The organism is Mycobacterium sp. E2462 (genome assembly GCF_001672685.1).
Lineage (GTDB): Bacteria > Actinomycetota > Actinomycetes > Mycobacteriales > Mycobacteriaceae > Mycobacterium.
In genome coordinates this window covers 1-12,734 of sequence record NZ_LZKC01000192.1, presented here as the reverse complement: position 1 = coordinate 12,734, position 12,734 = coordinate 1, and the positions used below count along the sequence as shown (strand labels likewise).

3 protein-coding genes are annotated in these 12,734 nt (G+C 72.5%); all 3 read left to right on the top strand.

The window, feature by feature from the left end; translation table 11 throughout:
* On the top strand, window positions 1-1,927 hold a 1,927-nt coding region (locus tag A5714_RS09530), incomplete at its 5' end, for an SDR family NAD(P)-dependent oxidoreductase (protein WP_156747250.1).
* Between the two features lies 1 nt (window position 1,928).
* The gene (locus A5714_RS09525) at window positions 1,929-8,498 is read left to right on the top strand and encodes a non-ribosomal peptide synthetase (protein ID WP_068284788.1); all 6,570 of its coding nucleotides are present in this window, start codon (window positions 1,929-1,931) and stop codon (window positions 8,496-8,498) included.
* A partial coding sequence (locus A5714_RS09520; protein ID WP_068284790.1) for a non-ribosomal peptide synthetase occupies window positions 8,495-12,734 on the top strand: 4,240 nt, incomplete at its 3' end. The genes A5714_RS09525 and A5714_RS09520, both read left to right, overlap by 4 nt.

The following is a 12,734-nucleotide window of genomic DNA, read 5'->3' as shown; positions in this document are numbered from 1 at the left end:
CTACCCGCTCGCCGGCATCCTCGGCGACGACGCCGCGACGGTCACCGGATCCGGACACCGCGACACCCCGCCGGCCGACGCGCTGTCGGCGGGCCTCGCCGCCCTGGGCGCCGCCGACCCCGCCTGCGACTGGGCGCCCGCCGTCCCGGCCGCCAACCGCCCACCGCTGCGTGGGTTCCCCAACGCGCCGATGCGGGCGGTGCACCTGTGGGTGGCCCCGGACCGGCTCGCTGACGCAACGCCGCCCGCGCCGGCGCTCACCGTCGCCGTCGAGGACTGGCAGGCCGCGGCGCCGGTCGCCGACCGGCCGGGCGCGCTGACCATCGGCCTGCACGCCGACGAAAGCTCGGCCGAGCTGGCCCGGCGGATCACCGAAGCCATTGCGGCACAGGGTGACTCCCGCGTCGTCGCGCCCGTCGAGGCCGAGATCCTGGTCGTCATCGCCCCCGCCCTCGATCACACCGACCCCGCCGCGGCGATCGACCACATCGGGCGCCGTCCCGACGCGGGCCTACCCGACTACGCCGGCCTGATCGGGCCGCGCTGCCGCGCGGTGTGGCTGCTCACCGCGCGCGCCGAACAGGTGGGCGCCACGGCCGAGGCCCCGGCGCAGGCGGCGCTGGCGGCGATGCACCGCAGCGTCGGATTCGAGTTCCCGGACCAGGCGTTCGGGCACCTCGACCTGGCCGACCGTGACGTCGACGCGCGCACCGCCCACGCCGTCGTCGCCGCGCTACGCGGCGAGGCTTCGGAGGTCGCGGTGCGCGCCGCCGACGGTCACGGCGCGCCACAACGCTACGTCCGGACGTTCCGCGACGGCCGCGGCGCGGCGATCGCACGTCCGCTTGACGCGGCCACGCTGGACAACGTCGTGATCACCGGTGGCAGCGGGGCGATCGGCCTGCACTACGCGCGGCTGTGCCTCGAGCGCGGCGCCAACACGGTAGTTCTCTTGAGTCGCAACGGCGTCGACCCCGAGGCGCTGCGTCGGCTCACGGATTCCCGCGGCGCCGGAGTCCGGGTGCACGCGCCGCGGTGCGACATCACCGATCGGGCCGCCCTGGCGGCCGCCGGCGCCGAATACGGCGGATCCGGGGCGTCGCTGTTGATCCACACGGCCGGCGTCGCCGTCGCCCGGCCACGCGCCGAACTGACCGGTGCGGACGTGGCTGCGGTGAGCGCGGCGAAGGTGCGTGGCCTCGCGCTGCTCGCCGAGTCATGGCCGCTGCGCCCCGACTGCCGAATCCTGGCGTGTTCCTCGGTGTTCGGAGTGTGGGGCGGCTACACCCACGCGGCCTACGCCGCCTCGAACCGGATGCTCGACGTGCTGGCCGCCCAGCTGCGCGCCGCCGGCCGTGACTGCACGGCGATCCGGTGGGGGTTGTGGCAGGACGCCGGCGTGGTCGTGGGTGACGAGATCGCCCGCACCGAACGCTCCGGTCTGGTGGCGATGGACCCCGCCCGGGCGCTGGACGCCAGCCTGTATGGCTACGGTGGCGACCCGCTGATCTTCGACGCCGATTTCGATCGCTTGCGGGTGTTCTTCGAAAGCCAAGGCATGCCAATGCCGTTCAGCGCTGTGGAGCCTGGACAGGCCGCGGGTGCCGACGCCACCCCCAAGCCGCTGGCGGAGGTGGTGCGTGCGGAGCTGGCCGCCACGCTGCACCTGGACGGCTCCGTCTGGCTCGACCCGAGCACGTCGCTGATCGACCTGGGCGTCGACTCGCTGCTCGCGCTCGACCTGCGCAAGCGGCTGCGCCGGACCGTGGGCGGCTCGGTTCCGGTGGCCCGCATGCTCGGTGGCATCACCGTCGGCGAATTGATCGAAGCGCTGCTCGCGCAGGCGCCCGCGACGCCCCCCGAGCGCCCGGCCGCGACCGGAACGCAGCGTTCACCCCTCGCGATGCTGGAAAGGTTGGACTCCTAGCGTGACTGACACCACGGGCACCGACGCCCGCCTCGACGATGAGCGCCTGGAACTGTTGCGCCGCAAGATCGCCGAACGCGGCCTGGCCCGGCCTGCCGCCGAGGCCGCGGTGGCGACCGCCGAGGGGCCCCGGATGTCGGTCGGTCAGCATCGCATGTGGTTCGTGCAGTCGGTCGACCCCGACAGCGCGCTGCTCAACATTTGCGTGTCCTACCGCGTCACCGGCAACGTCGACGTTGCGCGGCTGCGGCGGGCCGTCGACGCCGTGGCGGCTCGACACCCCGTCCTGCACACCACCTACGAGACCACCACCGAGGGCGATCCCCGCCCGGTGTTGCGGGTCGGGCTGCGACCCGAATGGGCCGAACACGACCTGAGCGGACTGGCGGACCAGGCCCGCCGGCTGCGCCTCGACGTGTTGGCGCAGCGCGACTTTCGTCGGCCTTTCGACCTATCCGCGGATTGCCCACTGCGGGTGACCGCGGCCCGGTTGGCGCCCGAGGAACTGATGCTGCTGTTCACCGCCCACCACATCGCGTGGGACGACGGCTCGTGGGCGCCGTTTTTCGCCGACCTGACCCGCGCGTACGCCGACCCCGACGGCTTCGCCGCCGCGCCCGCCGGCCCGCGCGTCGCGCCGGAGCATTCGCTGCGCGATGAGGACCTGGAGTACTGGCGGCCCCTGATGGCGAATCTGCCGGAGCCGCTCGAACTTCCGGGCCCCAACGGATCGGTGGTGCCGAGCTCCTGGCGCGCGCAGCGTGCGACGGCGCGGCTGTCGGCGGGCACCGTCGAGCGGGTGAGCGAGTTGGCTCGAGAATTCCGCGCGACCCCGTACATGGTTTTGATGGCGGCCTTCGGCGCGCTGGTGCACCGCTACACACAGTCGACCGACTTCCTGGTCGCGGCGCCGGTGCTGAACCGCGGCATCGGCACCGAGGACGAGATCGGTTACTACGGCAACACCGTTGTGATACGGCTGCAACCCCGGCCGCGGCAGAGTTTCCGTGAGCTGTTGGCCGAGACCCGGGACAGCGCCGTCGGCGCCTTCGCCCACTCGCGGGCCGACCTGGACTGGCTGGTGCGCGAATCGAACCCGGACCGCCGCCACGGCGCCGACCGGATGACCCGGGTCAGCTTCGGGCAGCGCGCCTCCGACGGCGCCGGGTTCAGCCCGCCGGGCGTGCGCTGCGAGCGCGCGGAGCTGCGCGGCCACTTCAACCAGCTACCACTGAGTTTCATGGTCGAGTTGGACGGCTCCCGCGGCGCCCTGGTCGAGGCCGAGTACCTCGTGGAGGTGCTGGACCAGCAGCTGGTGGAACAGATGCTGCGCCATTACGCCGTCTTGCTGGACGCGGCGCTGGCCGACCCCGACACGACGCTGTCGGGCTGCGCATTGCTGGGCGACGACGACGCCGCGTGGCTGCGCGACGTGTCGACGGGCGAGGCGTTCGACACCCCGGCGGCCACCTTGCCGGAGCTTGTCAGCCGGCGGGCCGGCGTGGCGCCCGACGCCGTCGCGGTCGTCTACGAAGGCCGGCACTACAGCTACCGCGAGATCGACGAGGAGTCGAACCGGGTGGCGCACTGGCTGATCGAGCAGCGCATCGGCACCGAGGACCGGGTCGCGGTGCTGCTCGACAAGTCGCCCGAGCTGGTGATCACCGCGCTGGGCGTGTTGAAGGCGGGCGCGGTGTACCTGCCGGTCGACCCCACCTATCCCGAGGATCGGCTGAGCTTCATCCTCGGCGACGCCGACGCCAAACTCGTTGTCCGCGAACCCGTCGGCGCGCTGCACCGCTATCCCTCGACCCCGCCCGCGCAGCTGGTCAGGCCGCTGAGCCCGCGCAACACCGCCTACCTGATCTACACGTCGGGTTCCACCGGTCTGCCCAAGGGCGTGCCGGTGCCGCACGCCCCGATCGCCGAGTACTTCATCTGGTTCGGCCGGGAATACCGGGTCGACGAGACCGACCGGCTGCTGCAGGTCGCGTCGCCCAGCTTCGACGTGTCCATCGGCGAGATCTTCGGCACCCTCATTTGTGGTGCGCGCCTGGTGATTCCGCGGCCCGACGGGCTGCGCGACATCGGCTATCTCACCGACCTGCTTCGCGGCGAGGGCATCACGTCGATGCACTTCGTGCCGTCGCTGCTGGGGCTGTTCTTGTCGTTGCCGGGCGTCAGCCAGTGGCGCACGCTGCGGCGGGTCCCCATCGGCGGGGAGGCGCTGCCCGGTGAGATCGCCGACAAGTTCCACGCCACCTTCGACGCGCTGCTGTACAACTTCTACGGGCCGACCGAAACCGTGGTCAACTGCACCAGCTACCCGGTCGAGGGCACCCAGGGCACCCGGATCGTGCCGATCGGGCGGCCCAAGATCAACACCCAGATCCACCTGCTCGACGACGCGCTGCAGCCCGTCCCGCCCGGCGTGATCGGCGAAATCTACATCGGCGGCAGCCATGTCGCCCACGGCTATCACCGTCGGCCGCAGTTGACGGCCGAACGATTCGTGGCCGACCCGTTCAGCACGGGTGGGCGGCTGTACCGCTCCGGTGACCTGGCTCGCCGCAACGCCGACGGGGACATCGAATTCGTCGGACGCGCCGACGAACAGGTGAAGATCCGCGGATTCCGCATCGAGCTGGGTGAGATCGCCGCCGCGATCCTGGTCGACCCCAGCGTGGGACAGGCGGTCGTCGTGGCCGTCGACCTGCCCCAGCTGGGCAGAAGCCTGGTCGGTTACGTCACGCCGGCACCGGGCGGCAGCACCGAAACTGTTGAGCTGGAACGCATTCGGGCCCGCGTCGCCGCCGCGCTGCCCGACTACATGACTCCGGCCGCCTACGTGGTGCTCGACGAGATTCCGATCACGGCGCACGGCAAGATCGACCGCAAGGCGTTGCCGCAGCCGCAGATCGCGGCGGCCGTGGAATACCGCGACCCCAGTACCCCCACCGAGCGCCGCATCGCCGCGCTGTTCTCCCAGTTGCTCGGGCACGACCGGGTCGGCGTCGACGACTCGTTCTTCGACCTTGGGGGTCACTCACTGGTCGCGACCAAGCTCGTCACCGCGATCCGCTCCGAGTGCGGGGCCGAGCTGTCCATCCGCGAGGTGTTCGAGCTCGCGACCGTGGGGCTGCTGGCGCGACGGGTCGACGAGCTCGCCTCCGGTCAGCGGGCCCGGCCGCGGCCCAAGCTCATCGCGACCGCGCACGACGAGCCGATGCCGCTCTCGGCGTCGCAGCTGCGCAGCTGGTTCGCGTTCCGCATCGACGGCCCCAGCCCCGTCAACAACATCCCCTTCGCTGCCACGCTGTCCGGTCCGTGGGACATCGACGCCCTGGTCGCGGCGGCCGGTGACGTCGTCGCACGCCACGAGATCCTGCGCACCACCTACGTCGAGCTCGACGGCGTGCCGTATCAGGTGGTCGGCCCCGCCGGCGACCTGCCGGTGCGCCGCGCCGAGGGCGCGGACGACACCTGGCTGCAGCAGCAACTCGACGTCGAGCGGCGGCACTGCTTCGAGCTGGACCGCGAGCTGCCCATCCGCGTCGCCGTGCTGCGCACCGCCGACAACCCGACCGAACACGTGCTGTCACTGGTCGTGCACCACATCGCCTCCGATCACTGGTCGGCCGGGGTGCTGTTCTCCGACCTGATGACGGCGTACCGGGCCCGCCGCGGCGGGGACGCCCCGTCGTGGGCGCCGCTTCGGGTGCAGTACGCGGACTACGCGGCGTGGCAGCGCGCCTACTTGGGCCTGGATGCCGTTGGGGGCGGCCAGGAGTCCGCCGTGGCCGACGAGCAGCGCGAATACTGGACGCGACAGCTGGCCGGGTTACCGGAGGACACCGGCCTGCGGCCGGACTTCGCGCGCCAGCCGGTGCCGAGCGGGGAGGGCGAATCCGTCGACTTCCGCATCGACGCGGCCACCCGCGACAAGCTCGTCGACCTGTGCCGCGAGGTCGGCGTCACCGAGTTCATGTTGCTGCAGACGGCCGTCGCCGTGGTGCTGCACAAAGCCGGTGGCGGCGTGGACATTCCGCTGGGCACACCGGTGGCCGGCCGCACCGAGGCCGAATTAGACCAGCTGATCGGCTTTTTCGTCAACATCCTGGTGCTGCGCAACGACCTGGACGGCAACCCGACCCTGCGCGAGCTGCTGACCCGCGCCCGGGAGACCGCGCTGGCCGCTTACGCCCATTCCGATCTGCCGTTCGACAGAGTGGTCGACAGCGTCAGCCCGGTGCGCTCGCTGTCGCGCAACCCGCTGTTCCAGGTCGTCGTCCACGTGCGCGATCACCTGCCCGCGACCCGGGTGATCGATCCGGCGCCGGATCGGGGCGGGCAGGACACCGTGTGCACGTCGCTCGACCCGATTTTCGACATGGCTCACGCCGACCTCAGCGTCAACTTCTTCGGCACCGACGGCAGTGGAGAGTCCGCCGGCGTCGGTTACCACGGCAACGTCATCTACCGGACCGAGCTCTACAGCCGGGCCACCGTCGAGCGGTTGACCGGCTGGCTCACGCGGGTGGTCGAGGGGTTTGCCGACGACCTCGACCGGACTTTGCGGGACGTGCAGTTGATCGACGCCCGCGAGCAGCGGCGGATCCTGCAGGACTGGAGTCGTGGTGAGCAGCCGCCCGCCGACCGGCCGCGCACCATACCCGAACTGCTCGAACCGAGCCGGCAGTTGACGGCCGACCGGGTCGCGGTGCGTTGCGCCGACGCCGAGCTGAGTTACCCTGCGCTGCACCAGCATTCGGACAACCTCGCCGCGCTGCTGGTCGCTCAAGGCGTCCGGCCGGGGCGCCTCGTCGGGCTGTCCACGCGGCGCAGCGCCGACATGGTGGTGGCCCTGGTGGCCATCATGAAGGCCGGCGCCGGCTATTTCCCCATCGACCCCGGCTACCCGCTGGCGCGCAAGCAATTCATGCTCGACGACGCGCGGCCACCGGTGGTGCTGGCGACCGACGACGCCGTGGACACCATGCCGCAGCTGCCCGGCGTCACGCTGGTCTCGCTGGACGACCCGCAGGTGCGCGCCCGGGTGACCGCGCTGGACGCGCAACCGCCGTGGAAGGACTTACCGCTTCCACATCCCGACGACCCGATGTTCCTGGTCTTCACCTCCGGATCCACCGGCAAGCCCAAAGGCGCGGTGGGCACGCACCGCTCGATGGCGGCCCGCTTGGATTGGCAACTGCGGCACTACCCGCCCAGGACCACCGATGTCCGGTTGGCGCAGGCCTCCATCACCTTCCTCGAGGGCGGCATGGAGATGCTGGCCGGCTTGGCGGCCGGCGCGACCCTGATCCTGGCCGACGACGCCGAGCACCGCGACCCCGAGGCCCTCGGCGACTTGATGATCCGGCATTCGGTGGCCCAGGTGACCGCCGTGCCCAGCCTGGTCTCCGCGTTGGTCGACAGCCGGCCGGACGCGGTGCGGGCGCTGTCGCGGCTGGTGTGCGGCGGTGAGCCGGTGAGCGCGTCGCTGTTGTCCCGGTTGGTGGCGGTGTGCGCGCCCGACACCCAGCTGCTCAACAATATCGGGTCCACCGAAACCTCGGGCGCCGTCTCCCGCGGGCCGCTGAGGCCGCCGATTCCCTTGGTGGGCAAGCCCGTAGCGGGGGCGCAAGCCTATCTGCTCGACGACGGCCTGCGGCCGGTGCCGGCCGGTGTGGTGGGGGAGCTCTACTACGCCGGCGACCAGCTGGCTCGCGGCTATTGGAAGCGTCCCGGCCTCACCGCCACCCGCTTCGTCGCGAATCCCTATGCTTCAGAACCTGGTTCCCGGCTGTACCGCAGCGGCGACCTGGCCCGCTGGACCGAGGACGGCCGGCTCGAATTCGTCGGCCGGTCCGACCATCAGGTACAGGTGCGCGGCTTTCGGGTCGAGCTCGCCGAGGTCGAGGCGGCGCTGGCGGCCGTCGACGGGGTGGCCGCCGCGGCGGCCCGCACCTGGGAGGCGCACGGCGGCGTCTCGCTGGCCGGGTATGTGGTGCCCCACGCGGTGGTGGCCGACGACGCCGCCAAGGCGGCGTTCGCCGCCGAGGTGCGCGCCGCGATCGGCTTGACGCTGCCCGGCTACATGATGCCGTCGTCGCTGACCGTTCTCGACGCGCTGCCAAAGACCGAGTCCGGCAAGCTGAACCGGCCGGGGTTGCCCCGCCCGGAGGTCAGCACCAGCGGGCGGACCGAACCGCCGTGCACCGACACCGAGCGCGCGCTCGCCAAGGTGTTCGCCGAGTTGCTGTCGACGCCCGAAGTGGGGCGCTTCGACGACTTCTTCGCCCTGGGCGGCGACAGCATCCTCTCGGTGCAATTGGCGTCGCGGGCCCGGGCCGCCGGCCTGGCGGTGAACCCGCGGATGATCTTCGAGAACCCGACGGTGCAGCAGTTGGCCGCGGCCCTGGACGCGCTCGGCGAGGCGGCCGGGGAGCCCGACCCGGGCGCCCAGGCGGCGGACACCCGCTTCGCACCGATGAGCACCTCGGGGCTGTCGGCCACCGATCTCGCCGCGGTGACCCAGCTGTGGTCGGCGTCGCGCGAAGGCACGACATGACCACGGCCAAAACCGATGTCGCGCCCGACATCGAGGACGTGATGGCGCTCAGCCCCCTGCAGGAGGGGCTGTACTCGCTGACCACGCTGGCCGAGTTCGCCGAGGGTGAGGCGGCCGACGACCCGTACGTCATCGGAATGGCCGCCGACATCTCCGGCGCGCTCGACGTCGCCCTGCTCCGCGACTGCGCGGCGCTGATGCTGGCGCGCCACCCGAACCTGCGGGCCAGCTTCTTCAGCCGGGGCATCCCGCGGCCCGTGCAGATCGTCCCGTCCCGCGTCGAATTGCCGTGGCGCACCGTCACTGCCACGGCCGACGAGGTGCGGCGGCTCGAGACCGCCGAGCGCCGAACGCCTTTCGACCTCGAACACGGACCGGCGATCCGGTTCCTGCTGATCGAGTTGCCTGACGCGCGCTGGCGCCTGGTGCTCACCGCCCACCACATCGTCATCGACGGCTGGTCGATGCCCGTGTTCGTCAACGAGATGATGACCCTGTACCGGGCGGGCGGGGACACCGCCGCGCTGCCCGCCGCACCGCGGCCGTACCGGGACTACATCGGCTGGCTGGCCGGGCGCGATCTGGCTGCCAGCCAACAGGTTTGGCGGCAGCACCTGTCCGGACTGCAGGGGCCCACGCTGTTGTCGGCGGCCCTGGGATCGGTCGATGGTGTGCGTGGGGGCCTGCCCCGCACCACCGAGTTGCGCCTGCCGCCCGATGCCACCGCGCGGCTGCTCGACGGTGCCCGCTCCCGCGGCGTCACCGTCAACACGCTGCTGCAAATGGCTTGGGCGGTGGTGTTGTCGCGGCTCACCGACACCCACGACGTCGTATTCGGGGTGACGGTGTCGGGCCGACCCGCGGAATTGGCCGGCGTGGAGACCATGATCGGGTTGTTCGTCAACACCGTGCCGCTGCGGGTCCGGCTGGATCCGGCGGCGCGGGTCGGTGAGCAATGCCGCGCCGTGCAGCGCGATGCGGCGCTGCTGCGCGAGCACGGCTACCTCGGGCACGCCCAATTGCGGGCGCTCGGCGGGGTGGGGGAGATGTTCGACACCCTGCTGGTCTACGAGAACTTCCCGCTGGACGGTCTGACCGCCGGAGCCGAATTGTCCGCCGCCGGAGCCACGTTCCGGCCCTCGGCCCTGCAGACGCTGTCACACTTTCCGATCACGATCGCCGCTCACGTGGCGGGGGCCGAGCTCGTGGTGCTGATCGAGGTGATCGACGGGGCGCTGGGCGCGACGCCGGCCGCCCAGTTCGGCCGCCGCGTGCTGCTGGCCGCCGAGAACCTGTTGCAGAGCTGGGAGCGGCCACTGCGCGACGTGAGTGTCCTGTTCGAGGACGAACAGATCGTGGCGGTGCCCGCCGCAGGTCCGACACCCGGGCGCGGCATCCACGTCCGGTTCGCCGATGCCGCCGACGCGGCGCCGGACCGCCCGGCCCTGCGCTGGCGGGGCGGCTCGCTGAGCTATCGAGAGCTGAACCAGGCGGCCGACCGGGTGGCCGCGCAGCTCGCGCGGCGCGGTGCCGCGCCCGAAAGCGCTGTCGCGATTCGCCTTTCGCGCGGCCCGGAATACGTCATCGCGATCCTGGCCGTCCTCAAGGCCGGCGGCGTCTGCGTGCCCATGGAGCCGGGCACACCGCCGGAGCGAGTGGATTCCATTCTGCGCCAGTCGAAAGCGGTGATCGTCCTCGACGAGGCGCTGATCCAGGAATGGCTCGACGCCGAGCAGTCCGGGTTCGACCCGGTCGACGTGGCGCCCGGGCAGGCCGCGTACGTCGTCTTCACCTCCGGAACCACCGGGGAACCCAAGGGGGTCGTCGGGACCCACGGCGCGGTCGGCGCCTACGCCGACGACCACCTGGACCGCGTCGTGCGGCCCGCGGCGGCGACACTGGGCCGGCCGCTGTGCATCGCGCACGCGTGGTCGTTCGCCTTCGACGCGGCCTGGCAGCCGTTGGTCGCCCTGCTCGACGGGCACGCGGTCTACCTGGTCGACGAGGCCACCCAGACCGACGCCGAGGCGCTGGTGGCCACCATCGCCGAGCACGGCGTCGACATGATCGACACCACGCCGTCAATGTTTGCTCAGCTGCAGGCTTTCGGTTTGCTGAGCCGGACGCCGCTCGCCGTGCTGGCGATGGGCGGCGAGGCCGTGGGCGTCACCGCCTGGGCACAGATCCGCGCGGCCTGCCACGCGACGGCGTTGACCGCGTTCAACTGCTACGGGCCCACCGAGACCACGGTGGAGGCCGTGGTCGCCGCGATCGGCGAACACGACCAGCCCTCGATCGGGCACCCGACCCGCCACACCCGCGCCTACGTGCTGGACTCCGCGCTGCGGCCGGTCCCCGGCGGCGCGACGGGCGAATTGTATTTGAGTGGATCGCAACTCGCCCGCGGCTATCTGGGCCGTCCGGGTGAGACCGCGGCGCGGTTCGTCGCCGACCCGCACGCGCCCGCCGGGCGCATGTATCGCACCGGCGACCTGGTGCGCCGCCTGCCCGACGGCTCGCTGCACTACGTCGGGCGGGCCGACGCCCAGGTGAAGATCCGCGGCCACCGCGTGGAGCCCGGCGAGATCGCCGCCGCGCTGGAATCACACCCCGGGGTGCGCCAGGCCGGCGTGCTGGTGCGGCGCCACCAGGGCGTGCCGCGGCTCACCGCTTACGTCGCCACCGCCGCGGCCGGCGGGCCCACGGCGGCCGAGCTACGTGGCATGCTCGGCGCCCGGCTGCCCCGTTACATGGTGCCGCACCGCATCGTGCTGGTCGACGCTATTCCGTTGACCGGCAACGGAAAACTCGACGAGGCCGCGCTGGCCGCCCTGGACACCGCCGAAGCCCCCGGGTCCGCGACGGCGCCGCAGACCGCCACCGAAACCGCCCTGGCAGAGCTGCTCGCCGAGCTGCTGGGGCAATCGCAGATCGACGTCGCGGCCGATTTCCTCCAGTTGGGCCTGGACAGCATTACGGCGCTGTCGGTGGTGCAGGCGGCGCGGGCGCGGGGAATCGCGCTGCGCGCCCGCCTCGTCCTGGAATGCAGCAACGTCCGAGAACTCGCGGAGGCGATCGATTCCGAGGCGGCCGCGGCCGCCGCGTTGCGCCCCGCCGACGAGGACACCGGCCCCATGCCGCTGCTGCCCAACGGGCGCTGGCTCTACGAACACGGCGACCCGCGGCGGCTGGCCCAGACCGAGGCCATCCGGCTGCCCGCATCGGTCACCCGGGAGCAGCTGCGGGCCGCGCTGGGCGCCGTCGTCGCGGCCCACGAGGTGCTGCGCACCCGGCTGGACCGCGCCAGCATGACGCTGGTCCCTACGTCGCCGCCGGAGGTGCTGACCGAGGTTGCGGTGCCCGGGGACCCGCGCGCCGTGGTGGTCGACCAGGTCGCCCAGGCCGTCGAGCGGCTGGACCCCGAGCGGGGTTCGCTGCTGGCCGCGGTGTGGCTGCGCCCGGCCGCCGGCGAGAGCGTGCTGTTGCTGGCCGCGCACGTGGTGGCGCTCGACCCGGCGTCGTGGCGGGTGGTGCTCGGAGAGCTTGGGGCCGCGCTGCAGGCCGCGGCCACCGGTCACCCGCCAGCGCCCCTGCGCGAACACACCAGCTACCGGCGCTGGGCCGCCGCCCTGGCCGAGCGCGCCGGCCGGCTGGACACCGCGGACTTCTGGGCGGCCCAGCTGGCCGGGCCGGACCCCGACCTCGGGGCGCGACGGCTCGACCCGGAGCGCGACCGGGCGCGCGACCTGCTGGTGCGCACCGCCGCCGCCGACGCCGACACCACCCGCCGGTTGCTGGGCAGCGGCCTGCCGCTGCCCACGCTGCTGGTCGCCGCCACCGCCGCCGCCCTGACACGCTGGCGGCGGCAGCGCGACCAGCCCACGCCGCCACCCCTGCTGGCGCTCGAAACCCACGGTCGCGCCGACGATCTCGTCGACGCGACCGGGATCGACACCGGCGACACGGTGGGGCTGTTGAGTTCCATCTACCCGGTGCGGGTCGACTCGACCGACCCGGCGCGCGTCGGCGAGCAGCTGGCGAGCATCCCGGGTGACGGCCTGGACTACGGGCTGCTGCGCTACCTGCGCGACGACACCGCGCGGCGGCTCGCCGCCCTCCCGGGGCCGCAGGTGCTGCTGAATTATCTGGGCGCCGCGCACGCGGCGGGCGGCACCGGGCTGACGCTGCAGCGCGAGCTGCTCGCCGGCGTGTCGCCGGTGCCCGAGCCGGACCTGG